22 protein-coding genes are annotated in these 25,092 nt (G+C 72.0%); 10 read left to right on the plus strand and 12 right to left on the minus strand.

The features are described 5' to 3' along the window. The first annotated feature begins 83 nt into the window (after positions 1-83). The gene (locus tag ASF44_RS33225; RefSeq protein ID WP_369820901.1) at positions 84-842 is read left to right on the plus strand and encodes a 1-acyl-sn-glycerol-3-phosphate acyltransferase; all 759 of its coding nucleotides are present in this window, start codon (positions 84-86) and stop codon (positions 840-842) included. Between the two features lie 61 nt (positions 843-903). Here ASF44_RS33225 and ASF44_RS04190 read toward each other — a convergent pair whose 3' ends face one another. The 3 genes from ASF44_RS04190 to ASF44_RS04200 form a co-directional block, all read right to left on the minus strand. After that, complete coding sequence (locus ASF44_RS04190; protein ID WP_056897868.1) at positions 904-2,031, minus strand: AI-2E family transporter; 1,128 nt, start codon at positions 2,029-2,031, stop codon at positions 904-906. Positions 2,032-2,158: 127 nt separating this feature from the next. Continuing rightward, the gene (locus ASF44_RS04195; RefSeq protein ID WP_056897869.1) at positions 2,159-3,148 is read right to left on the minus strand and encodes a tripartite tricarboxylate transporter substrate binding protein; all 990 of its coding nucleotides are present in this window, start codon (positions 3,146-3,148) and stop codon (positions 2,159-2,161) included. Positions 3,149-3,174: 26 nt separating this feature from the next. Continuing rightward, the gene (locus tag ASF44_RS04200; protein WP_056897870.1) at positions 3,175-4,290 is read right to left on the minus strand and encodes an aryl-sulfate sulfotransferase; all 1,116 of its coding nucleotides are present in this window, start codon (positions 4,288-4,290) and stop codon (positions 3,175-3,177) included. 118 nt (positions 4,291-4,408) lie between these two features. Here ASF44_RS04200 and ASF44_RS04205 point away from each other — a divergent pair, with 118 nt between their 5' ends. Further along, positions 4,409-5,359: a LysR family transcriptional regulator gene (locus ASF44_RS04205; protein ID WP_056897871.1), complete on the plus strand. Its 951-nt coding sequence runs from the start codon at positions 4,409-4,411 to the stop codon at positions 5,357-5,359. A 3-nt stretch (positions 5,360-5,362) separates the two neighbouring features. Here the strand turns inward: ASF44_RS04205 and tgt are convergent, their stop codons facing one another. From tgt to queA, 5 genes are all read right to left on the minus strand, one after another. Next, a complete protein-coding gene (gene tgt, locus ASF44_RS04210; RefSeq protein ID WP_056897872.1) occupies positions 5,363-6,535 on the minus strand; it encodes a tRNA guanosine(34) transglycosylase Tgt in 1,173 nt (390 codons plus the stop codon). A gap of 64 nt (positions 6,536-6,599) precedes the next feature. Next, the gene (locus tag ASF44_RS04215) at positions 6,600-8,627 is read right to left on the minus strand and encodes an acetoacetate--CoA ligase (RefSeq protein ID WP_056897873.1); all 2,028 of its coding nucleotides are present in this window, start codon (positions 8,625-8,627) and stop codon (positions 6,600-6,602) included. A gap of 7 nt (positions 8,628-8,634) precedes the next feature. After that, positions 8,635-9,621, minus strand: a complete 987-nt coding sequence (locus ASF44_RS04220; RefSeq protein ID WP_056897874.1) for a Bug family tripartite tricarboxylate transporter substrate binding protein — start codon at positions 9,619-9,621, stop codon at positions 8,635-8,637. A 152-nt stretch (positions 9,622-9,773) separates the two neighbouring features. Further along, positions 9,774-10,694 (minus strand): helix-turn-helix domain-containing protein, encoded by a 921-nt coding sequence (locus tag ASF44_RS04225; protein ID WP_056897875.1) that lies wholly within the window; start codon positions 10,692-10,694, stop codon positions 9,774-9,776. 57 nt (positions 10,695-10,751) lie between these two features. Beyond that, the gene (gene queA / locus ASF44_RS04230; protein WP_082524501.1) at positions 10,752-11,876 is read right to left on the minus strand and encodes a tRNA preQ1(34) S-adenosylmethionine ribosyltransferase-isomerase QueA; all 1,125 of its coding nucleotides are present in this window, start codon (positions 11,874-11,876) and stop codon (positions 10,752-10,754) included. Between the two features lie 82 nt (positions 11,877-11,958). Between queA and ASF44_RS32740 the strand changes: the two genes are divergently transcribed. From ASF44_RS32740 to ubiA, 5 genes are all read left to right on the plus strand, one after another. Next, positions 11,959-12,900 (plus strand): TIGR01777 family oxidoreductase, encoded by a 942-nt coding sequence (locus tag ASF44_RS32740; protein ID WP_162243780.1) that lies wholly within the window; start codon positions 11,959-11,961, stop codon positions 12,898-12,900. Positions 12,901-12,902: 2 nt separating this feature from the next. Then, a complete protein-coding gene (recG, locus tag ASF44_RS04240; protein WP_369820890.1) occupies positions 12,903-14,957 on the plus strand; it encodes an ATP-dependent DNA helicase RecG in 2,055 nt (684 codons plus the stop codon). 22 nt (positions 14,958-14,979) lie between these two features. Continuing rightward, entirely contained in the window at positions 14,980-15,936 is a 957-nt protein-coding gene (locus ASF44_RS04245; protein WP_056897876.1) for a hydrogen peroxide-inducible genes activator, read from the plus strand. Positions 15,937-16,009: 73 nt separating this feature from the next. Further along, the gene (locus tag ASF44_RS04250) at positions 16,010-16,540 is read left to right on the plus strand and encodes a Dps family protein (protein WP_056897877.1); all 531 of its coding nucleotides are present in this window, start codon (positions 16,010-16,012) and stop codon (positions 16,538-16,540) included. After that, positions 16,541-17,485, plus strand: coding sequence for a 4-hydroxybenzoate octaprenyltransferase (ubiA, locus tag ASF44_RS04255; protein WP_235579118.1), 945 nt, complete (start codon positions 16,541-16,543; stop codon positions 17,483-17,485). It abuts the gene before it with no gap. Here the strand turns inward: ubiA and proC are convergent, their stop codons facing one another. Together proC and ASF44_RS04265 are read right to left on the minus strand one after the other, a co-directional pair. Next, the gene (gene proC, locus ASF44_RS04260) at positions 17,486-18,313 is read right to left on the minus strand and encodes a pyrroline-5-carboxylate reductase (protein WP_056897878.1); all 828 of its coding nucleotides are present in this window, start codon (positions 18,311-18,313) and stop codon (positions 17,486-17,488) included. Beyond that, the gene (locus ASF44_RS04265) at positions 18,313-19,458 is read right to left on the minus strand and encodes an esterase-like activity of phytase family protein (protein WP_056897879.1); all 1,146 of its coding nucleotides are present in this window, start codon (positions 19,456-19,458) and stop codon (positions 18,313-18,315) included. The genes proC and ASF44_RS04265 overlap by 1 nt, the downstream gene beginning before the upstream one ends. A gap of 132 nt (positions 19,459-19,590) precedes the next feature. Between ASF44_RS04265 and ASF44_RS04270 the strand changes: the two genes are divergently transcribed. Both ASF44_RS04270 and ASF44_RS04275 read left to right on the plus strand, forming a co-directional pair. Further along, entirely contained in the window at positions 19,591-20,205 is a 615-nt protein-coding gene (locus tag ASF44_RS04270) for a DUF2239 family protein (protein WP_056897880.1), read from the plus strand. Further along, positions 20,202-21,569 carry an MATE family efflux transporter gene (locus ASF44_RS04275; RefSeq protein ID WP_235579119.1) on the plus strand — a complete coding sequence of 456 codons (1,368 nt, stop codon included), beginning with the start codon at positions 20,202-20,204 and terminating at the stop codon, positions 21,567-21,569. The genes ASF44_RS04270 and ASF44_RS04275 overlap by 4 nt, the downstream gene beginning before the upstream one ends. Before the next feature lie 42 nt (positions 21,570-21,611). On the opposite strand, the gene glpK is transcribed toward ASF44_RS04275, so the two are convergent. Together glpK and ASF44_RS04285 are read right to left on the minus strand one after the other, a co-directional pair. Beyond that, complete coding sequence (gene glpK / locus ASF44_RS04280; RefSeq protein WP_056897881.1) at positions 21,612-23,105, minus strand: glycerol kinase GlpK; 1,494 nt, start codon at positions 23,103-23,105, stop codon at positions 21,612-21,614. Positions 23,106-23,118: 13 nt separating this feature from the next. Next, positions 23,119-23,883, minus strand: a complete 765-nt coding sequence (locus tag ASF44_RS04285) for a DeoR/GlpR family DNA-binding transcription regulator (RefSeq protein WP_056897882.1) — start codon at positions 23,881-23,883, stop codon at positions 23,119-23,121. Between the two features lie 123 nt (positions 23,884-24,006). Between ASF44_RS04285 and ASF44_RS04290 the strand changes: the two genes are divergently transcribed. After that, positions 24,007-25,089, plus strand: coding sequence for an ABC transporter ATP-binding protein (locus tag ASF44_RS04290; protein WP_056897883.1), 1,083 nt, complete (start codon positions 24,007-24,009; stop codon positions 25,087-25,089). The last annotated feature ends 3 nt before the right edge of the window (positions 25,090-25,092 follow it).

Here is a 25,092-nt window from a genome sequence, read left to right on the forward strand (position 1 = left end):
TGTACGCGCTGATCCAGCTGCGCAGCCCGGCCACGCACCGCGCGCGCGTCATCGCGGCCAACAACATCCTCAACGCGCTGTTCATGATCGCCAGCAGCCTGATCGCAGGCAGCCTGCTGGGCGCAGGCTTCACGGTGCCGCAGGTGTTCCTGTTCACGGCGCTGGCCAATGCCGTCGTGGGCCTGTACATCTTCCTGCTGGTGCCGGAGTACCTGCTGCGCTTCATCGCCTGGGTGCTCTCGCACTTCATCTACCGCTTCCGCGTGCGCGGCGATGCCCACATCCCGCTGGCCGGGCCGGCCGTGCTGGCCTGCAACCATGTGAGCTTCGTCGACGCCATCCTGCTCATGGCCGCGAGCCCGCGGCCGATCCGCTTCGTGATGGACCACCGCATCTTCCGCGTGCCGGTGCTGGGCTGGCTGTTCCGGCTGGCCAAGGCGATCCCGATCGCGCCGCAGAAGGAAGATCCGGCCGCCTACGCGGCGGCCATGGCGGCGGCGGCCCAGGTGCTGCGCGAGGGTGACCTGCTGGGCATCTTCCCCGAAGGCGCCATCACGCGCGATGGCCAGCTGCAGCCGTTCAAGGGCGGCGTGGCCAAGATCCTGGCCCAGGCCCGCGCCGACGGGCTGGCCGTGCCCGTGGTGCCGATGGCGCTGACCAACCTGTGGGGTTCGTACTTCAGCCGCATCGAGGCCGGCGGCGCCATGGTGCGGCCGTTCCGGCGCGGTGCCTTCAGCCGCGTGGGCCTGAACGTGGGGCCGGCGCTGGCGGCCGATGCCGCGACACCCGAGGCGCTGCACGAGGCGGTGGCCGCCTTGCTCGCGCTGCCACCGGCAGAGTGAGCGCCGTGGCCGATGCGCTGCGGCTGTCGGAAAAGTGCGGCTGGACGGCGTGCCAGGCGCGTCAGTGCGCGTCCTCGAGGTTCTGCGATGCGTGCGGCACGTCGGCCGCGCGCGCGGCCGCTGGCGGCTGAGCCTGCTCGGCCCGGATGCTGAGCACCCATTCGCGCCAGATGGCCACCAGCAGCGCCATCAGCACCGGGCCGACGAACAGGCCGACGAAGCCCATGGTCTTGACGCCGCCCACCAGGCCGAAGAAGGTTGGCAGGAAGGGCAGCTTGACGGGCCCGCCCACGAGGTGCGGGCGCAGCGTCTTGTCGACGATGAACAGCTCGATCGAGCCCCACAGGAACAGGCCGACACCCGCTGCGAGGTGCCCGGCCCCCACCAGGTACAGCGAGACCAGCGTGAACGACAGCGGCGCGCCGCCCGGGATCAGCGCCATGAAGCCCGTGACCACGCCCAGCAGCACGGGCGAGGGCACGCCCGCGACCCAGTAGGCCACGCCCAGCACCAGGCCTTCGCCCAGCGCGATCAGGCCCATGCCCGTGACGGTGGAGCTGACCGTGGCCGGCACCACGCGCGAGAAGCGCTGCCAGCGCCGCGGCAGCGTGCGCTCGCCCACCACGTCGAGCTGGGCCGCGAAGCGCGTGCCGTCCTTGTAGAGGAAGAACAGCGTGATCAGCATGAACAGCAGCGTCAGCGCCAGCTGCAGCAGGTTGCCGGTGGTGGCCAGCGCCAGCCGGTAGATGTTGCCCAGGTGCTGGCCGCTCAGCAGCTCCACCCATTCGCCGAGCGCGCCCGGCGCGCCCAGGTGCTCCGCCCACCACTGCGCCATGCGCTCGCCGACCATCGGGAAGTCCTGCACCCAGCGCGGCACCGCGGCACCCAGGCGGTTGGCCTTGAGCAGCCATTGGACGAAGGTGGCGGCCTCCTGCAGGGCGTAGTGCAGCGCCAGCGAGAGCGGCACTACCAGCCCGATGACGACCACCAGGGTCGCCAGGCTGGCCGCCAGTGCCGTGCGGCCGCCGCAGCGCTGCACCAGCCGTGCGTACAGCGGCCAGCTGGCGAAGCCGATGATCAGCGCCGCGAGCACCGGCACCAGGAACCCGCGGAAGAAGTAGACGCCGGCGGCCAGCACCAGCAGCAGCAGCACGCGGGCGATCAGGGTGGCTTGCAGGACCGGGGGCATGGGCGGGTGTCTCGTGGCGAGCGGCGCGCCCGGTCAGCGCACGCGGTCTCGGAATACGGAGAAGCCGAAAAGTATAGACACCGACCGTGGCACAACGCGGGTGCCCTTGCGCCACCGACGGCCATGCTCAATCCACGCTGATGTGCGCGGCCGCGATGGTGGCCGCCAGGTCCTTCTTCTCGCGCGCCAGGTAGTCGGTGAACTGGGCCTGCGTCATCTGCATCGGCGCGAAGCCCGCCTCCAGCAGGCGGCGCTGCGTCTCGGGCTCGGCCAGCACGGCGGCGGTCTCGCGCGCCAGCCGGGCGGCGATGGCGGCGTCGGTGCCCGCGGGCAGCAGCAGGCCTTGCCAGGCCAGCACGTCCAGGCCGGCGAACTCGGCCGTCTCCGACAGGCTGGGCGTGTCCGGCAGCGTGGCGGCGCGCTGGCGCGAGGTCACGCCGAAGCCCTTGACCTTGCCCTCGCGCACCATGCCCTGGGCCAGCGCCACGGGCAGCACGGCCAGGTCGATCTGGCCGCCGGCCAGTTCGGTCAGCACCTGCGGGCCGGACTTGTAGGGCACGTGCACCATGTCCAGGCCGGCCTTCTGCTTGAGCATCTCGGCCGTCACGTGCAGGCTGGTGCCCACGCCGTCGGTGCCGAAGTTCAGCTTGCCGGGCTGGCTGCGCACGAGCTTGACGAGTTCGGCCGCGCTGGCCGCCGGCAGGTCGGGCCGGCCGACCAGCACGAAGGCCGAGGCCGCGACCGGCACCACGGGCAGCAGCTCCTTGAGCCCGTCGTACTTGAAGCGGCCGGGCGAGACCAGCGGCGCCACCGTGACCGGGCTGGCCACGCCGAACAGCAGCGTGTGGCCGTCGGCCCGGGCCTTGATCACGCGCTGCACGGCGATGGTGCCGGAGGCGCCCACGGTGTTCTCGACCACCACGGGCTGGCCGAGGCGTTCGGCCAGCCTGGGCATGAGCAGCCGGGCGGCCACGTCCACGCTGCCGCCGGCCGAGAACGGCACGACGGCGGTGATGGGCTGGCTGGGCCAGGCGCCGGGTTGGGCCTGCGCCAGGAGCGGAGACGACAAGGGCAGGACGAGCATCAGGGCCGATGCGAGGCGGCGGGTGACGGGCATGGTGTTGAACCTCTTGGAAGCAGAAATCAGGCCTTGAGCCAGGGCAGGGCGCTGGCCGGATAGCGGAAGGTCTGGAACACGCTGTTGAGCCGGCCCGGGCCGGTCTTGCGCGCGGCCGCGTCGGGGTACTCGGCGAACCAGGGCAGGATGAATTCCCAGACCACCTCGCCTTGCGGATTGACCTCGAACAGCCGGCCCGTGGCCGATTCGGTGATGTGGGTGTTGCCGTTCCACAGCCGCTGGGCGTTGCCCATGAAGGCCGTGAAGAAGGCGTTGACCATCTCGTCCTGGTAGGCCCAGACGACTTCGTTGGTCTTCGGATCCACCTCGACCACGCGGGAGAAGGCCACGTGCGCGCCATGCCGGAAGTTGCCGTTGTCGAAGGCCAGCACGTTGCCGTTGGCCAGCGGCACCGGCGCGTGCTGGTGCGACACCACCGACGGCGGGATGTGCAGCTGCACGGCGCCGGTGGCCTTGTCCACGCCGATGATGCCGGCCGTGGTGCGCAGGCTCATGAGCACGGTGCCGTCGGCCATGACGCCCAGGCCGTTGACCAGCGGCCAGTGGTAGCGGCCGAAGCCGGGGTGGATCGGGAAGTCCTCGGGCTTCAGGTGCTCCCAGGCCTTCCACTCCCAGACGAGCTTGCCGGATCGGTCCACCTCGCGGATCACGTCGCCGTACATGGCCTCGTTCTCGCCATGGGCCGTGCCGCCCGGCACGCGCGCGGCGAAGCCCTCGGGCACGGGCGCGCAGGCCGCATAGAGCAGGTTGCCGTTGGGCAGCCACTGCGCGTCGTGGTGGTGGGCCGGGTCCTGGTAGCGCCAGACGGTCTCGCCCTCGGGCGTGACCTCGTAGAAATCGCCGCCGTGCCACATCGACCAGGGTGCGTAGCGGTCGGGCGAATCGGCGTGGCTGCCGTTGTAGCCCAGGTTGCCGTTCGCGAGGATCACCGCATGGCGGCCCGCGCGCACCGGCATCTGCCATGCGTGCGCCACCCGGCCTTCCATGTCGATCAGGTAGACCTTGCCGCCGGCCGTCTGCGGCGCGATCAGCGTGTAGCCGCCCGCGCTGGCCGCCGGGTCGTGGGCGATGAGGCCGACGCCGCGGCGTCGCTGGGTGATCTGGTCGACGGTGGTGGCCATGGGTTGCTCCTGCAAGGTGTTGAAAAGCTGCGATGGCGCGAACTCTAGGGACCGGCGAGCGTCTGGAATAGCGGAACGTTTTTGCAGGGGTGTAAAGAAATTTCTTACACTGCGCCGCATGCCCGCCATCTCACAGGCCTTCCGCTGCTTCGACGAGGTGGCGCGCCGCGGCTCGGTGCGCAAGGCGGCCGAGACGCTGCACCTGACCGCCGCCGCCGTGAACCAGCAGGTGCTGAACCTGGAGGCCCAGGTGGGCGTGCCGCTGTTCGACCGGCTGCCGCGCGGCATGCAGCTGACCACCGCCGGCGAAATCATGATCGCGGCCGTGCGCCGCAGCCAGCGCGACTTCGACAACGCGCTGTCGCAGGTGGAAGACCTGCGCCAGGTGCGGCGCGGCCATGTCAACGTGGGCGTGCCCTACGCCACGGCCGAGCACCTGTTGCCGCAGGTGATCGAGAACGTGCAGCAGAGCCACCCCGACATCACGTTCAGTGTGCGCTCGGGCCATGGCGAGGCGCTGCAGCGCTGGGTCGCCAACGGTGAGATCGACGTGGCCTTCTGCCTGCGCCGCAAGCCGCCGCCGGGCGTGGAGGAGGTGCGCGCCTACGCCCAGCCGCTGGGCGTGGTCACGGCGCCCGGCCACCCGTTGACGGCCGCGCCGCGCCTGCTGCGGCTGCGCGACTGCCTGGACCATCCGCTGATCCTGCTGTCACCCGAGATGGAGCTGCGCAGCCTGCTGGAGCGCGTGGACCCGCGGCTCACGCGGCTGGGGCGGCCGCTGGTGGAGACGAGTTCGGTGCCGATGGTCCGCCGCCTCGTGTCCGGCAGCCAGGCGGTGAGCTTCCTGGTGCCCGACAACGTGGCCGAGGACGTGGAGGCCGGCCGGCTGGTCTGGGTGGCGCTGGAAGACCAGGGCGCCGCGTTGTACAGCTGCATCTACCAGCGCTCGGGCTACTCCACAGCCGTGGCGATGGGCCTGTTCCTGGAAGCGCTGGACGTGGAGATCAACACGATCCGCGGACGCTTCGACACGCGGCACGCGCTGCGCTTGCAGGCGTTCGCGACCTGAGGCTCACACGCCGCGCGCCCGGTCCTGCGCGAACTGCGCGCGGAACTGCGTGAACCTGCCCGCGTCCAGCGCAGCGCGGATCTCGGTCATCAGGTTCAGGTAGTAGTGCAGGTTGTGGATGGTGGTCAGCATCGGCCCCAGCATCTCGCCGCAGCGGTCCAGGTGGTGCAGGTAGGCGCGCGAGAAGCCGCCGGTGCCGCCCGCACCGCTGGCCACGCCGCTGGTGCCGGCGCAGGCGTGGCAGGTGCAGGTTTCGTCCAGCGGGCGCTCGTCGCTGCGGTGCTTGGCGTTGCGGATCTTGAGGTCGCCGTAGCGCGTGAAGATCGTGCCGTTGCGCGCATTGCGCGTGGGCATCACGCAGTCGAACATGTCCACGCCCTGGGCCACGCCCTCGACCAGGTCTTCCGGCGTGCCCACGCCCATCAGGTAGCGCGGCTTGTGCGCCGGCAGGCGGTGCGGCGTGTGCGCCATGATGCGCAGCATCTCGGGCTTGGGCTCGCCCACGCTGACGCCGCCGATGGCGTAGCCCGGGAAGTCCATCTCCACCAGTGCGTTCAGCGACTCCTCGCGCAGGTGCTCGAACATGCCGCCCTGCACGATGCCGAACAGCGCATTCGGGTTCTGCAGCCGCGCGAATTCGGCCTGGCAGCGTTTGGCCCAGCGCACGCTGAGCTCCATCGACGTGCGCGCCTCGGCCTCGGTCGTGATGTGGCCCTTGGTGTCGTAGGGCGTGCACTCGTCGAACTGCATCACGATGTCGCTGTTCAGCACGGTCTGCACCTGCATGCTGACCTCGGGCGTGAGGAACAGCTTGTCGCCATTGACGGGCGAGGCGAACTTGACGCCCTCCTCGCTGATCTTGCGCATGGCGCCCAGGCTCCAGACCTGGAAGCCACCCGAGTCCGTCAGGATGGGCTTGTTCCAGGCCTCGAAGCGGTGCAGGCCGCCGAACTGGCGCACCACGTCCAGGCCGGGCCGCATCCACAGGTGGAAGGTGTTGCCCAGGATGATCTGCGCGCCCATCTCTTCGAGCGATCGCGGCATCACGCCCTTGACGGTGCCGTAGGTGCCCACGGGCATGAAGATCGGTGTCTGCACCACGCCGTGGTTGAGCGTGAGCGTGCCGCGGCGGGCGTGGCTGGCGGGGTCGGTGGCGAGCAGTTGGAAGTCGAGCATGGCAGCGATTGTCTCAGCGCCTATCTTCGCACTCGTTCCCGCGCCGCCCGGCCCCGCCCGGGGCTCAGGCCGGCTGCGGCCGTGCCAGGTAGTCGCGTGCGAACTGCACGAACCAGTCGATGCTTTCAGGTTGGGCCAGGCCGTCGCGCTTGACCACCTGCTCGGGCGCGTGGCCCAGCAGCAGCTTCTTGACCGGCAGCTCCAGCTTCTTGCCGGTGATGGTCTTGGGGACCAGCGCGACCTGGTGGATCTCGTCGGGCACATGGCGCACCGACAGGCCGCTGCGCAGCGCCTGCCGGATGCGCTGGCGCAGCGGCTCGTCCAGCGTGGCACCGGGGCGCAGCTGCACGAACAGCGCCATGCAGGACGGGCGTCCCAGGTACTCCAGGTCCACCACCAGGCTGTCCTGCACCGCGTCCAGCCCCTCGACCACGCGGTACAGCTCGGCCGTGCCCATGCGCACGCCCTGGCGGTTGATGGTGGCGTCCGAGCGGCCGTAGATGATGCCGCCCACCGCGTCGGGCCGCGGCACCAGGCGCAGCCAGTCGCCCTGGCGCCAGACCGGGTGGCCGTCCGCGTCCTGGAAGGTGTCGAAGTAGCTCTCGCGCAGCCGCGTGCCGTCGGCATCGCCCCACAGGTACAGCGGCATGGAGGGGATGGGCTGCGTGCACACCAGTTCGCCCACGGCGTCCAGCACCGGCTGGCCGGCATCGTTCCAGGCCTGCACGCGCGCGCCCAGCGTGCGGCACTGCATCTCGCCCACGTGCACGGGCAGCGTGGGCAGGCCGACCAGGAAGCCGCCGGTGATGTCCGTGCCGCCGGCCACCACGTTCAGCCACAGGTCGTCCCGGGCCTGGGTGTAGAGCCACTGGTAGGCCTCGGGCGAGAGCGGCGAGCCGGTGGAGCACACGGTGTGCAGCGCCGACAGGTCGGCCACCGCACGCGGCACGACGCCGGCCTTCATGCACGCATGGTGGATGGCCGCGCCCACGCCGAAGGTGTTCACGCCCAGGCGCCCCACCAGCCGCCACAGGTGCGCCCAGTCCGGCTCCGGCCCCGCGCCGGTGACGCTGCCGTCCACCAGCACGATGCAGGCGCCGCCCAGCAGGCCCATCACGTGGGCGTTCCAGACCATCCAGGAGGTGTTGACGGCCCACAGGATGCGGTCGCCCGGGTGCACGTCGTTGTGCAGCACCATGTTCACGAGGCAGTTGGCCACCACGCCGCCGTGGCCGTGCACGATGGCCTTGGGCAGACCCGTGGTGCCGGAGGAGTACAGCGTCCACAGCGGGTGGTCCGGCGGCAGGGCCAGCGGCTGCAGCGGCGCGTCGCCGGCCGTGGCGTCGGCCCAGTGCACGAGGTGGCGGCGCATGGCCTGGGCCGGCGGCGCGGCGTCCGCGTCCAGGTGCGGCACCCAGACCACGTGGCGCACCGAGGGCAGGGCGGCCAGCATGTCGTCCAGCGCGGCGCGCCGGTCGAAGGGCTTGCCCGCGAAGCGGTAGCCGTCCACCGCCACCAGCACCGTGGGCGCCGTCTGCTGCCAGCGGTCTGTCACGCTGACCGGGCCCATGTCGGGCGCGCACAGGGCCCACACGGCGCCCAGGCTGGCCGCGGCCAGGAAAGCCACCACCGCCTGCGGGATGTTGGGCAGGTAGCCGGCGACGCGGTCGCCCGGCCGCACGCCCAGGCCGCGCAGCGTGTGGGCCAGCGCACCGACCTGGCGGCGCAGCGCGGGCCAGCCGATCTCGCCCTGGCCGGCGGCCTCGCTGTCGTAGACGATGGCTGGCGTGGCCAGCCCTTCGTGGCGGAACATCTGGTCCACCAGGTTCAGCCGCGCGCCCTCGAACCAGCGGGTGGCGGGCATGGGGTCGGCCGAGCGCATGCGCTGCGGCGGGGTGGCCATGGGCACGTCGAAGAAGTCCAGCACTGCGCGCCAGAAGGCCTCGGGCTCGTCCACCGACCAGCGCCACAGCGCCTCGTAGCCGTCGAAGTGCAGGCCGTGCTCCCGGGCCAGGCGGGCCTGGAAGGCGGTGATGAGGGCGCGTTCGCGGCGCGCGGCGCCGGGGCGCCAGATGGGCGAAGCCGAATCCAAGGGCGGCTCAGGAGTCGGCCGTGAAGCCGATGCTCTTCACGTGCATGCGCCACTGCGCGTTCTCGGTGCGCAGGCGCTCGGCTAGCTCTTGGGCGGTCGAGGTCCGGGCGGTCATGCCGAAATCGGCCAGGCCGCGCGCAAAGTCGGGCTGGGCCACGGCCGCGCGCACCGCATCGCCGGCCCGCTGCACGATGGCGGCGGGCGTGCGGGCGGGCACGAACACGCCGAACCACTCGGTCATGTCCAGCGCCGGGTAGCCCTGCTCGCGGTAGGTGGGCAGCTGGGGCGCGAAGCTGCTGCGCTCGGTGCCCGAGACGGCCAGCAGCCGCAGCCGGCCCGACTGCAGGTGCGGCAGGTAGCTGCCCAGCACGGTGGAGTACGCGGCGATCTGGCCGCCCATCAGGTCCTGCAGGCCGGGCGCGTCGCCCTTGTAGGGCACGTGCGTGAACTCGAAGCCGGCGACCTTGCCCAGCAGGCTGCCCACCAGGTGGGGCGTGGAGCCCGCGGCCGGCGAGCCGAAGGCGGCCTTGCCCGGGTTGGCCTTGGCCCAGGCCACGAAATCCGGCAGGTTGTGCACGCTGTCGGGCACGGCCGGCCCGACGGCCAGCGCGAAGGGGAAGGTGCAGACCATGCCCACGGGCGCCACGTCCTCGTTGGCATAGGGCAGCTTGCGGTAGGTGTAGGGGTAGACGGTGAACGGTGCCGGCGGCGAGAGCAGCAGCGTGGCACCGTCGGGCGCGGCGTCCTTGAGCGCGTTGACGGCGATCTGCGTGCCCGCGCCGGGCTTGTTCTCGACGATCACGTTGGGCGCATAGACGCCGCGGAGCTTGTCGGCCAGGCGCCGCGCCACGTTGTCGGTGCTGCCTCCTGGCGGGAAACCCACCAGCAGGCGGGCCAGGTCGGCGGGCTGGGCCTGGGCGCCCCGGCCCCAGGCGGTGGCGCCCAGGGCGGCCAGGCTGCCCAGCTGGATGGTGAACTGGCGGCGTGTGCGCATGTCTGCTGTCTCCTCGGGTCGTGGCGCCGGCCGTGCCAGGCCGGTGGGTGGGCCGCCACTGTGCCGCAGCGCGCGCGCAGGCCGTTGCGGTTTCCTGCTGCCGCTGTCGCGAAGCTGCGCGATCGAGGGAAAACCTGGGGCGCCGGCGCGGGTCAGCCCGTGCGCCGGTAGGCCGAGGGCGTCATCCCCCAATGCCGGCGGAAGGCGTGGCTGAAGTGCGCGGCCGACGGATGGCCCGTCTGCACGGCGATCTCCTCCAGCGGCTGGCGCGAGCCGCGCACCAGCCGGGCCGCCAGCTCCATGCGCTGCAGCTGCACCCAGGCGTGCGGCGTGGTGCCGAAGGAGGCCTTGAAGGCGCGCGCGAAGTGGAAGGGGCTCAACGCGGCCAGGGCCGCCAGGCGCGCCACCGGCCAGCGTTCGTGCAGGCTGCCTTGCACGGCCTCGGTCAGCTGCCGCATCTGGCGCATCGACAGGCTGCCTTGCGCGCGCGGCAGGCCGTGCGGTTGGGCGTAGCGCTCGACCAGGTGGATGGCGATGCCCATGGCGATGTGCTCGCCGAAGGCCGGGTTCAGCGACGCGCCGTTGTCCAGCGAGGCCAGCAGCAGCTCGGCGAAGGCGGCCAGCACCGGATCGCTGCGGCCGAAGCAGTTGCCCAGCACGACGTCGGTTCCGGCCGCCCGCTGCAGCCAGGCCGGCGACAGGTCGATATGGATGTTGTCGCGTGCCGTGGTGCTGCGCCAGAAGCTGGGCGTGTCGGTGGGCAGGACCACGGCGTCGCCGCGCTGCCAGTGGGCCTGGCCCACCTGGTTGCCGTGGCGCTGCAGCAGGCGCGTCGGCGGGCCGTTGCGCAGCAGGATGGCGTGGTTGCCCTGCGGGGGCACGTACAGGTCGCCGAGCGGCCCCACCTGGTGCCAGACGGCCAACCCCTGCCAGGGGCGGCCCGCGCTGGAGCGGCGCACGTGGTCGGGCAGGCTCTGCCAGGGCTGCTCCATCCGCACGCCGTCGAGCGCATGCCAGCGCGAGGCATCGAAGCCGTCGATGGGCAGGTCGTGGGCGGTGGCGCGGGGCGGCATGGGGGCGGTCGGGTGCGGGTCTCCGGCGCGCACTATGGTCCGCCGGCCGGCGCCGCGTCAAGCCGCGGGCAGGCGCTCCAGCAGCATCGCATCCCCATAGCTGAAGAAGCGGTAGCCCTGGTCGATGGCGTGGCGGTACAGGCCCATGATGTGTTCGTAGCCCGCGAAGGCCGAGACCAGCATCATCAACGTGGACTTGGGCAGGTGGAAGTTGGTCAGCAGCAGGTCGACCACCTGGAAGCGGTGGCCGGGGCGGATGAAGATGTTCGTCTCGCCCTCGGTCCGGCCGGTCTGCGCCCACGACTCCAGCGTGCGCACGGTCGTCGTGCCCACGGCGAGGATGCGGCCCCCCTGGGCGCGCGTGCGCTCGAGCGCGGCCAGCGTGGCGGGCGGGATCGCATACCACTCGCTGTGCATGCGGTGCGCGTCCAGGTCCTCGGTCTTGACGGGCTGGAAGGTGCCGGCGCCCACGTGCAGCGTGACGCTGGCGCGGCCCACGCCGCGCGCCTCCAGGGCCGCCAGCACGCCTTCGTCGAAGTGCAGCGCGGCCGTGGGCGCGGCCACGGCGCCGGGCGCGCGCGCGAACACGGTCTGGTAGCGCTGGGCGTCCTCGGCCGAGTCGCTGTGCGTGATGTAGGGCGGCAGCGGCACGTGGCCGTGCGCGGCCATGAGCGCGTGTGGCGTCTCGCCGGCCGGGCCCGTGAAGGCCAGGCGGAACAGCGCGCCATCCTCGTCCGGCCAGCGGCCCAGCAGCCGGGCCGTGAAGCCGCCGGCCATGCGCAGCAGCGTGCCCACAGGCGGCTTCTTGCTGACCTTCATGTGGGCCACGACCTCACCATGCCCCCAGGTCCGTCCTGCGGCCGGCCCGCCCCCCGAGGGGGGCAACAAAGCTTGGGGCGGCCCGGCGCTTTGTTGGCCGGTGAGCACGCGCTCGACCAGCAGTTCGAGCTTGCCGCCGCTGGGCTTCTCGCCGAACAGCCGGGCCTTGACGACCTGGGTGTCGTTGAAGACCAGCAGGTCGCCCGGGTTCAGCAGTGCGGGCAGCGTGCGGAAGATGCGGTCGGTGGGGGAGGGGCCGCGCCCGTCGAGCAGGCGCGAGGCGCTGCGCTCCGCGGCCGGGTGCTGCGCCACCAGTTCGGGCGGCAGCGTGAAATCGAAATCGGAAAGGGTGTAGGAGCGCATGGGCTTGAGGGCCGGACGGGCCCGTTCCAAGAAGGGGCGGGATTCTCCCATGGGCCCGCGGGCGGCGGGCACAATGCCCGCCATGACCCTTGCCAGCGAACCGATCCGCTTCGGCGCCGCCCCGCAGCACGTGCTGGTCACGGGCGGGACCGGCTTCATCGGCCGGCTGCTGGTGCAGGCGCTGCAGCGCGACGGGCACCGCGTGAGCGTGTGGACGCGCGATCCGGCCGCGGCGGCCGGCCGCTTCGGGCCCGGTGTGTCCTGCGTGGACGCACTGGACCGTCTTGCGCCCTGCGACGTGGTGGTCAACCTGGCCGGCGCGCGCATCCTGGGCTGGCCGTGGACGGCGTCCCGCCGCGCCACCTTGCTGGCCAGCCGTGAAGGGCTCACGCAGCGCCTGGTCGGCTGGATGGCCACGCAGCCGCGCAAGCCCGCGCTGCTGCTGTCGGCCTCGGCCATCGGCTACTACGGCGTGCAGCCGCAGGGCGACGATGCCCCGCGGACCGAGAGTGCGCCGCCGCAGCCCATCTTCATGTCGCAGCTGTGCCAGCGCTGGGAACAGGCGGCCCTGCGCGCCGCCGACCTGGGCGTGGCCGTGGTGCGCCTGCGGCTGGGCGTGGTGCTGGGGCGCGAGGGTGCCCTGCCGCAGATGCTGCTGCCGATCCGCCTGGGCCTGGGCGGCCCCCTGGCCGGCGGCAGGCAGTGGTTCAGCTGGGTGCATGTGCACGACGTGCTGCGCGCCATCGGCCACACCTGGACGCTTGCGCACGCCGCCGGTGCCACGCCGGTCTACAACGTCACCGCGCCCGGCGCGCTGCGCCAGGCCGAGTTCAGCCGCACCGCGGCGCGCCAGCTGGGCCGGCCCAGCTGGCTGCCCACGCCGGGGCTGCCGCTGCGCCTGGCCCTGGGCGAGCAGGCGGAGCTGCTGACCGAAGGCCAGCGCGTGCTGCCGCAGCAGCTGCTGGCCAGCGGCTTCGCGTTCCGCTTCCCGGACGCCGAGTCCGCGCTCGAGGACCTCTGCTGAGCGTGCCTGCCGACCGACCGCGCGAGAGCCCGGCGCAGCGTGCGCTGAGGAAGCTGGGGCTCGACCGGCCCATCGACCTGGCCCTGCACCTGCCGCTGCGCTACGAGGACGAGACCCGCATCGTGCCGCTCGCCGACGCGCACGACGGCGCCGTGGTGCAGATCGCCGCCACCGTGGTCGGCAGCGAGATCCGCCCCGGCCCGCGGCGCCAGCTGCTCGTGACCGTGGACGACGGCACCGACCGCTGCCTGCTGCGCTTCTTCAGCTTCTACCCCTCGCACCAGAAGGCGCTGGCGCCGGGCGCGCGCATCCGCGTGCGCGGCGAGGTGCGCGGCGGCTTCGCGGGGCGGCAGATGCTGCACCCGCAGTTCCGCCCCGACACGGGCGAGCTGCCGACCGCGCTCACGCCCGTCTACCCCACGACGGCAGGGCTGCCGCAGAGCTACCTGCGCAAGGCCGTGCTGGCCGGGCTGGCGCGGGCCGACCTGTCGGAGACGCTGCCGCCCGCGGCCGCCGGCGGCCAGTGGAGCCTGCGCGCGGCGCTGGACTTCCTGCACCACCCCACGCCCGAGGTGTCGCTGGCCGCGCTGGAAGACCGCAGCCACCCGGCCTGGCAGCGGCTCAAGGCCGAGGAACTGCTGGCGCAGCAGCTGTCGCAGCTGACGGCCAAGCGCGAGCGCGACAAGCTGCGCGCACCGCGGCTGGCCGCCATCGCGGGCGGCGTGCGCGACGGCCTGATGGCGGCGCTGCCCTTCGCGCTGACCGGCGCACAGCAGCGCGTGGTGGCCGAGATCGCGGCCGACCTCGCGCGGCCCCAGCCCATGCACCGGCTGCTGCAGGGCGACGTGGGCTCGGGCAAGACCGTGGTCGCCGCGCTGGCCGCGGCGGTCTGCATGGACGCCGGCTGGCAGTGCGCGCTGATGGCGCCCACCGAGATCCTGGCCGAGCAGCATTTCCGCAAGCTGGCCGACTGGCTGGCGCCGCTGCTGGCCGCGCGCGGCCGTTCCATCGCGTGGCTGGGCGGGGGCCAGAAGAAGAAGGAGCGCAAGACCCAGCTGGCGCGCATCGCCAGCGGCGAGGCCGCGCTGGTGGTCGGCACCCACGCGGTGATCCAGGACAAGGTGCAGTTCCAGCGCCTGGCGCTGGGCGTGATCGACGAGCAGCACCGCTTCGGCGTGGCGCAGCGCCTGGCGCTGCGGGCCAAGCTCGCGCACGGCGGCCAGGAGCCGCACCTGCTGATGATGAGCGCCACGCCCATCCCGCGCACGCTGGCCATGAGCTACTACGCCGACTTGGACGTCTCCACCATCGACGAGCTGCCGCCCGGCCGCACGCCCATCGTCACGCGCGTGGTGCACGAGGGCCGGCGCGACGAGGTGGTGGCGCGCATCGCCGAGCAGCTGGCCGAGGGCCGGCAGGTCTACTGGGTCTGCCCGCTGATCGAGGAGAGCGAGGCCGTCGACCTGGTCAACGCCACGGCCACGCACGCCGAGCTGTCCGACGCGCTGCCCGGCGTGCTGGTCGGCCTGCTGCACGCGCGCATGGCGGGCGCCGAGAAGAAGGCCGTCATGCAACTGTTCACCGAAGGCCTCATGGGCGTGCTGGTCAGCACCACCGTGATCGAGGTCGGCGTGGACGTGCCCAACGCCTCGCTGATGGTGATCGAGCATGCGGAGCGCTTCGGCCTGTCGCAATTGCACCAGCTGCGCGGGCGCGTGGGCCGTGGCGCAGCAGCTTCGGCCTGCGTGCTGCTTTACTCGACGGGCGATGCGCCGCGCCTGGGCGAGACGGCGCGTGCGCGCCTGAAGGCCATGGCCGAGACCACCGACGGCTTCGAGATCGCGCGGCGCGACCTGGAGATCCGCGGACCGGGCGAGTTCCTGGGCGAGCGCCAGTCCGGTGCGCCGCTGCTGCGCTTCGCCGACCTGGAGGAAGACGCCGGCCTGCTGGCTTGGGCGCGCGAACTGGCGCCGCAGATGCTGGACGGCAGCCCGGCGCTGGCCGAGCGCCATGTGCACAGATGGCTGGGCGGAAAAGCGGAATTCCTCAAGGCTTGATGGCGCAGGCGAAAATGCCTTCATGACACTGACCGAGTTGAAGTACATCGTCGCCGTTGCCCGCGAGAAGCACTTCGGCAAGGCTGCCGAAGCCTGCTTCGTCTCGCAGCCCACGCTGTCGGTGGCCATCAAGAAGCTCGAAGAGGAGCTGGACCTCAAGCTGTTCGAGCGCAGCGCCAACGAGGTCACGGTCACGCCGCTGGGCGAGGAGATCGTGCGCCAGGCGCAGAGCGTGCTGGAGCAGGCGGCCAACATCAAGGAGATCGCCAAGCGCGGCAAGGACCCGCTGGCCGGCCCGCTCAAGCTCGGCGTGATCTACACCATCGCCCCCTACCTGCTGCCCGACCTGGTGCGCCAGGCCATCGCGCGCACGCCGCAGATGCCATTGATGCTGCAGGAGAACTTCACGGTCAAGCTGCTCGAATCGGTGCGCACCGGCGAGCTCGATTGCGCCATCATGGCCGAGCCCTTCCCCGATGCCGGCCTGGCCATCGCGCCGCTGTACGACGAGCCCTTCGTGGCCGTGGTGCCCACCAGCCACCCGCTGGCCGCGCAGGACCACATCACGGCCGCGCAACTCAAGGCCGAGACCATGCTGCTGCTGGGCAACGGCCATTGCTTCCGCGACCACGTGCTGGAGGTCTGCCCCGAGTTCGCGCGCTTCTCCAGCGACGCCGAGGGCATCCGCCGCAGCTTCGAAGGCTCCTCGCTGGAGACCATCAAGCACATGGTGGCCGCCGGCATGGGCGTGACGCTGGTGCCGCGCCTGGGTGTGCCGAGCGAGGCGCTGGACCGCAGCAAGGGCAAGCGCAAGCGGGCCGACGAGCCCTATGTGAAGTACCTGCCCTTCGACGGCGACCCGCCCACGCGCCGCGTGGTGCTGGCCTGGCGCCGCAGCTTCACGCGCTACGAGGCCATCGCCGCGCTGCGCAACGCGATCTATGCCTGCGAGCTGCCGGGCGTGAAGCGCCTGTCCTGATCCGGCGCAAGCCCGGCAGGCGCCTATCGCCCGCATGTTAAAAAACCACCCTTTGTCTCAACAGGAGCACGACATGGCCAAGAAGAAGTCCAGCACCGGCAAGCTCATCGCGCTGCCCACCGGCGGCGCGCCCGCCATCAACATCGGCATCAGCGAGAAGGACCGCGAGGCCATCGCCAAGGGCCTGTCGCGCCTGCTGGCCGACACCTACACGCTGTACCTGACCACGCACAACTTCCACTGGAACGTGACCGGTCCCATGTTCAACACGCTGCACGCGATGTTCATGGCGCAGTACACCGAGCTGTGGAATGCGGTGGACCCGGTGGCCGAGCGCATCCGCTCGCTGGGCCACAAGGCACCGGGCTCCTACGCCCAGTTCGGCGCGCTGACCAGCCTGGCCGATGCACCGACCGAGCCGCCGGCCGCGCTGGAGATGGTGCGCATCCTGGTCAAGGGCCACGAGGCCGTGGCCCGCACCGCGCGCGAGCTGTTCCCCATCGCCGACAAGGCCAGCGACGAGCCCACGGCCGACCTGCTGACCCAGCGCCTGACCGTGCACGAGCAGACCGCCTGGATGCTGCGCTCGCTGCTCGAGGAGTAATTGGCCGCGACCCTGCCGGCGCCGCCCGCCCCCGGGCGGCTGGCGCTGTACCTGGACCTGATCCGCTGGAACCGCCCGGCCGGTTGGCTGCTGCTGCTGTGGCCCTCGCTGGGCGCGCTGTGGATCGCGGCCGGCGGCTTTCCGGGCTGGCACCTGCTGGTGGTGTTCACGCTGGGCACCATCCTCATGCGCAGCGCGGGCTGCTGCGTCAACGACGTGGCCGACCGCGACTTCGACCGCCACGTCAAGCGCACGGCCCAGCGGCCCGTGACCAGCGGGCGCATCACGCCGCGCGAGGCGCTGCTCTTCGGTGCGGTGCTGGCACTGGCCGCCTTCGGCCTGGTGCTGACGACCAACCTGGCGACCATCGCCTGGTCATTCGTGGCGCTGGCCGTCACGCTCGTCTACCCGTTTGCCAAGCGCTACGTGTCCATGCCGCAGGCCGTGCTGGGCGTGGCCTTCAGTTTCGGCATCCCGATGGCGTTCTCGGCCGTGCGCGGCGGGCCGCCGTGGGAGCTGTTCGCGGGCGGCGGTGCCTTCAGCCTGCAGGATGCGTGGAACAGCGTGCCCCCGCTGGCCTGGCTGCTGCTGCTGGGCAACCTGTTCTGGGTGATCGCCTACGACACCGAGTACGCCATGGTCGACCGCGACGACGACCTCAGGATCGGCATGAAGACCTCGGCCATCACGCTGGGCCGTTTCGACGTGGTGGGCGTGCTGACGAGCTACGCGCTGTTCCTGGCGATCTGGACGCTGGCGCTGCGGTCGCTGGTGCCGGGCTGGCTGTTCTACGTGGGCATCGTGGCCGCGGCGGCGCAGGTGCTGTGGCATGCCACGCTGATCAAGGGCCGCACGCGCGAAGGCTGCTTCCAGGCCTTCCGGCTCAACCACTGGCTGGGTTTCGCCGTGTTCGCCGGCATCGTGGCCGGCTACACGTTCGCCTGATCAGGCCTTGCCGAACTCGTCGCCCAGTTCCCTGGCGCGTTGTTCGGCGGCCTGCATCGCGCGCTCGAAGGCCGGGCCGACGCCGGCTTCCTGCATGGACGTGATGGCCGCGTAGGTGGTGCCGCCCTTGGAGGTGACGCGCTGGCGCAGCGTGGCCAGCGGCTCGTCCGAACGGCGCGCCAGTTCGGCCGCGCCGGCGAAGGTGCCGATGGCCAGTTGCTGCGCCTGGGCCGCCGGCAGGCCCATGCTTGTTCCGGCCTGCACCATGGCTTCGAGGAAATAGAACACATAGGCCGGGCCCGAGCCCGACAGCGCGGTCACGGCGTCGAGCTGCGCCTCCTGCGCCACCCACAGCGCCGCACCCGTGGTGGCGATGACCTGCTCGACCTGGGCGCGGTCCGCCGCGCTGACCGCGTCGCGCGCGTAGAGGCCCGTCATGCCCAGGCCGACCAGCGCCGGCGTGTTGGGCATGGCGCGCACGATGCGCTCTGTGCCCAGCCAGCGCGCGATGCTGTCGCTGCGGATGCCGGCTGCCACGCTCAGGTGCAGCGCATCGGCGGCATGGGCCCGCACGGGCACGGCGGCCTCGGCGAACACCTGGGGCTTGACGGCCCAGACCACGAGGCCGGCATCGGCCAGCGCGGGGCCGGCCTGCTCCAGTGCCTGCACGCCGTGGTCGGCCAGCAGCTTGGCGCGCGTTTCGGCGAAGGGCTCGACCACGCGCACGCGCGTGGCCGGCAGGCCCTGGCGCACCAGGCCGCCGATGATGGCGCTGGCCATGTTGCCGCCGCCGATGAAGGCGATCGTGGTGTCGAGAGGGGTGGGCATCACAAGGGTTCCGTGAGGGCGAAGGCCACGAACTGGGTGACCTGCGCGGGGTTGAAGTTGTCGTCGCTGAGCAGCACCAGCGTGCGCTGCGCGGGCCGGCCATCGGCCGCCGGCAGGGTCGGTCCCCAGGCCATGCACTCGGTGTTGTCGAGCTTGGCGAGGCCGGGGCCGAGGTAGGCCGCGAGGTCGGCCACCAGCGTCTTGCGCAACGGCGTGAACCGGCCCGCCTCCAGCGCGGGCAGGGCCAGCGTGTCGCTGCCGCTGGCCAGGTCCACGCGGTACAGGCGCAGCGCATTGCCGACGCCGGCCATGTAGGCGCGCTCCAGCACCAGCATGCGTTGCGCGTCCAGCATCAGGATCTCGCTGACGCCGTTGTCGGCATAGGTCAGCGGGCTGCGCGGCGCCTGCGGAATGGCCTCGGGCACGTAGGCGCGCTGGCCGATGGCCTGGCCGCTCGCCAGGTCGAACAGCGTGAAGCGGCACGGGCCGCCGACGGCGCCGACGCGGGGGATGGGGCCGTCCTGGTGCAGCGCGTTCTCCATCGCCGCCCAGGCGCCGCGGCCGTCGGGCGTGAGGGCCAGGCCTTCGAAGCCCAGGTTGTCGCGCGGCCCGCTGTGGCCTGCGGGATCGACCGCGAAATGCGGCGGCAGCACGAAGCTGCGCAGCGTGCGCCCATCCGTGGACGATTCGCGCAGCGTAGGTGGCTGGCCGCGCGCCACGTCGCCTTCGCCGGACCACAGCAGCGTGCCGGTGGCTGCGTTCCAGCGGATGGACTCCGGGTCGGGCCGGTCGTTGGGCAACAGCCGCTGCACGCCCAGCAGCTCGGCCGGGCCCACGCGGTCGGCCGTCACGGGCAGGCGCAGCGTGTAGAAGCGCGGCGCCGTGCGCTCGTCGCTGACGGCATACCAGAGGTCGCGCGCGGGGTCGTAGTCCAGGCCCGACAGGCCGCCGACCGTGGTGTCCTGGAAGCGCATGCGGTGCGGCAGCCGGGTTTCGCCGATGAGGCGCAACGCGGGGTTGCGGGCCGCGGGCGCAGCAGCCGGGGCGGCCGGTCCGGCGCTGCAGCCGGCCAGTGCGGCGCCGAGGCTTGTTGCGGCCAGCAAGCGGCGGCGTGAGAGGCGCAAGGGCGTGTGCGGGGTCGGCATGGGGCCCGCAAGTCTAAGCGGCGGGGGCGTGCCCCATGGCGCGTGTGCGGGCCGTCGACCGCGGTTCGATCGCTCGAATGATTTTACCCGGGTGTTATTGATCTCTCTGTTTTACCCGGGTAATATCTGTGCATGACGACCGCCTCTTCTCCTCCCGTCGGGCCGGCCAGCCTGACGGCATTCCTCGGCCACCAGCGCATCGCCGAGGGCAGCCGTGCGGCTGTCACGCGCGCCCTGCGGCGCGAAGTCCAGCGCGGATTGGCGGCCGACACCGATGCGCCGCCGCTGCTGGTGTTCGACGACGCCAGCGGTGCGCCCGTCGAGCTCGACCTGCGCAGCGGCATGGACGCGCCGGCACCGGCGCCGGTGGCCGAAGCGGCACCGCCTGCGCCCGGCCGGCCCAAGCTGGGCGTGGTGGCGCGCGAGGTCACGCTGCTGCCCCAGCACTGGGAATGGCTCGCGCTGCAGCCCGGGGGCGCCTCGGTGGCGTTGCGCAAGCTCGTGCATGCGGCGCAGCGCGTGCAGCCGTCGCAGGACGGGCAGCGTGCCGCGCAGGAGCGCTGCTATCTGTTCCTGCGTGCCATCGCGGGCAACCTGCCCGGCTACGAGGAAGCCTTGCGTGCGCTGTTCCGCGGCGATGCGGCTGCGTTCGATGCGGCCGCGGCCGGCTGGCCGCCGGACATCCTGGCGCATGCGCGCCTGCTCTCGGCGGGCGCTTTCGTGGCCCCGGACGAGGCTCCGCGATGAAGCCCGGCGCCGCCATGCCCGACGCGCGTCCGCTGTGGCGCGTGTTCCTGGCCTTCCTCGGGCCGATGGTCGTGGGCAACGTGCTGCAAGGCCTGTCCGGCACGATCAACGGCATCTTCGTGGGGCAGATGCTCGGCACCCATGCGCTGGCCGCCACGGCGGGCATGTTCCCGATCGTGTTCTTCCTCGTGTCGCTGATCATCGGCGTGGGGGCTGGCGCCTCGATCCTGATCGGCCAGGCATGGGGCGCGCACGAGCCCCACAAGGTGCGCCAGATCGCCGGCACCGCGATCACGATGGGCCTGGCCGTGGGGCTGGCCGCGGCCGTGCTGGGCGGCGTCTTCGCCGATGCCCTGCTGCGGGCGCTGGGCACGCCGCCCGACGTGCTGGACGACGCCATCCTCTATGCGCGCACGATGATGCTCGCCATGCCCGGCCTGCTGCTGTTCGTGCTGTTTTCCCAGCTGCTGCGCGGCGTGGGCGACACGGTCACGCCGATGGTGGGCATGCTCTTGTCCACGGCAGTGTCGTGCCTGCTCACGCCCGCCCTGATCCGCGGCTGGGGCGGCCTGCCGCAGCTGGGCCTGCTGAGCGCGGCGTTGGCCACCGTGGCGTCCTTCGTCGTCGCGCTGGGCTGGCAGGCCTGGCACCTGCGCAGGCGCCGGCATGTGCTCGCCTTCGACCGGCAACTGTTCGGCCAGTTGCGCCTGCACCTGCCCACGCTGCGCCTGGTGGTGCGCATCGGCATGCCGGCGGGCGTGCAGATGGTCGTGGTGTCGCTGGCCGAGATCGTGCTGCTGGCGCTGGTGAACCGCCATGGGCCCGACGCCGTGGCGGCCTACGGCGCCGTGAACCAGGTCGTCAACTACGTGCAGTTCCCGGCCATGTCGATCGCCATCACGGCCTCGATCCTCGGTGCCCAGGCCATCGGCGCGGGCCGTGCCGAGCGCCTGGGCGCCATCACGCGCACCGGCCTGCAGATCAACCTGGCCGTCACCGGCGCGCTGGTGCTGCTGGGCTATGCCTTCTCGCGACCGCTGATGGGCTTGTTCATCACGAGTGCGCCCGTGGTGGAACTGGCGCAGTCGCTGCTGCACGTCATGCTCTGGAGCCTGCTGCTGTACGGCTGGGCCAGTGTGCTGGGCGGCGTGATGCGCGCGTCCGGCACGGTGCTGGTGCCCATGCTCCTGGCGGTCGGCTGCATCGCGCTGGTCGAGGTGCCGGCCGCCTACGGCTTGTCGCAGGCCTTCGGGCTGCGCGGTGTGTGGATGGCCTATCCCGTCACGTTCGCGGCCATGCTGGTGTTGAACGCGCTGTACTTCGGGCTGGTGTGGCGCAAGCGCCGCATCGAGCGGCTGGTGTGAGCCGGTGCGTGCGGCCGGTCGGCTTGGCCGCCACCAGGATGGCTACGCCGCCGTGGCCTGCCGCACCGCATGCTCCCAGGCCTGCATGCGCTCGCCCGCTTGCTCGCGCGACATGGTCGGCAAAAAGCGCCGCTCCACGCGCCACAGCCGCGACAGCTCGGCCCGGTCGCTGAACACGCCGGTCGCCAGGCCCGCCAGGTAGGCCGCTCCCAGCGCCGTGGTCTCGGTGACGGCCGGGCGCAGCACGGGGATGCCCAGCAGATCGGCCTGGAACTGCATCAACAGGTCGTTCACGCTGGCGCCGCCGTCCACGCGCAGCTCGGCCACGGGCGGCGCGCCGGCGGCCACGGCGTCGCGGCTCATGGCCGTCAGCAGGGCGGCGCTCTGGTAGGCGATGCTTTCCAGCGACGCGCGCGCGATGTGGGCCAGCGTGCTGCCGCGCGACAGGCCGGTGATGGTGCCGCGCGCGTCGGGCTTCCAGTAGGGCGCGCCCAGGCCCGTGAAGGCGGGCACCACCATCACGCCGCCGGCGTCGGGCACGGTCTGCGCCAGGGCCTGCACCTCGCCGCTGCTCTGGATGGCCCGCAGGCCGTCGCGCAGCCACTGCACGACGGCGCCGCCCACGAACACGCCGCCCTCCAGCGCGTACTCGGGCGTGGCATCGGTCTGCGCCGCGCTGGTGGTGATGAGGCCGTTGCGCGAATGCAGGAACGACGCCCCGGTGTTCATGAGCATGAAGCAGCCCGTGCCGTAGGTGTTCTTGGCCAGTCCGGGCGTGAAGCAGGCCTGGCCGAACAGGGCCGCCTGCTGGTCGCCGGCGATGCCGGCGATCGGCATGGCATGGCCCAGCAAGGCGGCGTCGGCCTCGCCGAACAACGCGCTGGACGGGCGCACCTCGGGCAGCAGCGCGGCGGGGATGTCCAGCAGCGCCAGCAGTTCCTCGTCCCAGGCATTGCGGTGCACGTTGAACAGCATGGTGCGCGCGGCATTGCTGACGTCGGTGGCGTGCACCCGGCCGCCGGTCAGCTGCCAGACCAGCCAGCTGTCCACGGTGCCGAAGGCCAGTTCGCCGGCCTCGGCCTGGGCCCGCACGCCGGGCACATTGTCGAGCAGCCAGCGCAGCTTGGTGGCCGAGAAGTAGGCGTCGATGAGCAGGCCGGTGCGCTCGCGCACGAATTCGGCCTGGCCCTGGGCGCGCAGGTCGGCGCACAGCGGTTCGCTGCGCCGGTCCTGCCAGACGATGGCGTGGTGCACGGACTGGCCGGTCTTGCGGTTCCACAGCACCGTGGTCTCGCGCTGGTTGGTGATGCCCAGCGCACGCACCTCGCGCGCCGCCAGGCCCGCCTTGGCCAGCGCCTCGCGGGCCGTAGCCAGTTGCGTGCGCCAGATCAGCAGCGGGTCGTGCTCGACCCAGCCGGGTTGCGGGTAGATCTGCGGCAGCTCCTGCTGCGCGCTGGCCACGACCTGGCCGCGCGCGTCGAACACGATGCTGCGCGAGCTGGAGGTGCCCTGGTCCAGGGCGAGCAGGTAGGTCATGGATGGTTTCCTTTCAGGCCGCGACGTGGCAGCGTACCTGCGCGTTGTCCAGCAGGGCCGGGAACGGCTCGGGCACCGGCGCGTCGGTGAACAGCCGGTCGATGCCCGACAGCCGCGCCACCTCGACCATGGCCGGCCGGTTGAACTTGCTGTGGTCGGCCGCCAGCCAGACCTCGCGCGCATGGGCCATGATGGCCTGCGAGACCTTGACCTCGCGGTAGTCGTAGTCGCGCAGCGTGCCGTCGGCCTCGATGCCCGAGATGCCCACCAGCGCGATGTCGACCTTGAACTGGCGGATGAAGTCGATGGCTGCCTCGCCCACCACGCCGCGGTCGCGCCCGCGCAGCACGCCGCCGGCCACGATCACCTCGCACTGCGGGTTGGCCGACAGGATCAGCGCCACGTTGAGGTTGTTGGTGATCACGCGCAAGCCGGTGTGGCGCAGCAGGGACTGGGCGATGGCCTCGGTGGTGGTGCCGATGTTGAGGATCAGCGAGCAGTCGTTGGGCACCTCGCGCGCCACGGCCCGCGCGATGCGCGCCTTGCCGTCCGCGTGCAGCGTCTGGCGCTGGCCATGGGCGATGTTCTCCACCGTGGAGCCGGCCACGCGCACGCCGCCGTGGAAGCGCGCCAGCTGGCCGTCGTCGGCCAGGCGCTGCACGTCGCGGCGCACCGTCTGCAGGCTCACGCCGAGCTTGGCCGAGAGATCGTCCAGCATCACCGAGCCCTGGCTTCGCACGGCGTGCAGCAGCGCCACCTGGCGCGGGTTGGGGGTCATGCTCACGGTGCTGGACTTTAAGGCGAAAGAAAAGGAAAGGCGTCAAGGGTAAATCAGGAGAAATTCAGCCCAGGATCGATCAAGAATGCTCAAAACCGAACAAGATCGGGAGACAAGCTGGCCATGCAGTTATCGCTGGAGCAGATGGGCAAGAGCGTTGGCGCCGAGACGTGGCTGCACCCGCTCGATCTGGCGCTGCACAGCGGCGCGGTGACGGTGCTGCTGGGCGCCACGCAGGCTGGCAAGACGAGCCTCATGCGCATCATGGCCGGGCTGGACCGGCCCAGCACGGGCCGCGTGCGGGTCGATGGCCAGGACGTGACGGGCATGCCCGTGCGCGAGCGCCAGGTGGCCATGGTCTACCAGCAGTTCATCAACTACCCCTCGATGACGGTGGCCGAGAACATCGCCTCGCCGCTCAAGCTGCAGGGCAGGCTCGACCGCGCGGCCATCTCCCAGCGCGTGCAGGCGCTGGCCGAGCGGCTGCACATCGCGCCCTTCCTGCAGCGCCTGCCGGCCGAGCTCTCGGGCGGGCAGCAGCAGCGCGTGGCGATGGCGCGCGCGCTGGCCAAGGGTGCGCCGCTGCTGCTGCTGGACGAGCCGCTCGTGAACCTGGACTACAAGCTGCGCGAGGAGTTGCGCGAGGAGCTCGTCGGCCTGTTCGCCAGCGGCGACTCCACCGTGGTCTACGCCACGACCGAGCCGACCGAGGCGCTGCTGCTGGGCGGCTACACGGCGGTGCTCGATGCCGGCGAGCTGCTGCAGTACGGGCCCACGGCCGAAGTGTTCCACCGGCCCGCCTCGATCCGCGTGGCGCGCGCGTTCAGCGATCCGCCCATGAACCTGCTGGCCGGCCGCGTGGAGGCCGATGGCGTGGCCCTGCCCGGTGGCGTGCGGCTGGCGCTGCCTTGTACTCTCCCGCTGCAGGCGGGTGCGGCCGTGACCATCGGCATCCGCGCCTCGGCGCTGCGTGTGCAGGCCCGGCCCGGCGACCTGGTGCTGCCCGGCCAGGTGGAGCTGGCCGAGATCTCGGGCTCCGACAGCTTCGTGCACGTGGCCACCGCGGCCGGCGAACTCGTCGCGCAGCTGACCGGCGTGCACGACTTCGCGCTCGGCAGCCATGTGGCGTTGCACCTCGCGCCCGCGCAGGCCTACGCGTTCGATGCGCAGGGCGCGCTGCTCGTCGCGCCCCGGCACACGGCCTGAGGA

Origin of the sequence: Pseudorhodoferax sp. Leaf274 (genome assembly GCF_001422445.1) — a bacterium.
Lineage (GTDB): Bacteria > Pseudomonadota > Gammaproteobacteria > Burkholderiales > Burkholderiaceae_C > Pseudorhodoferax.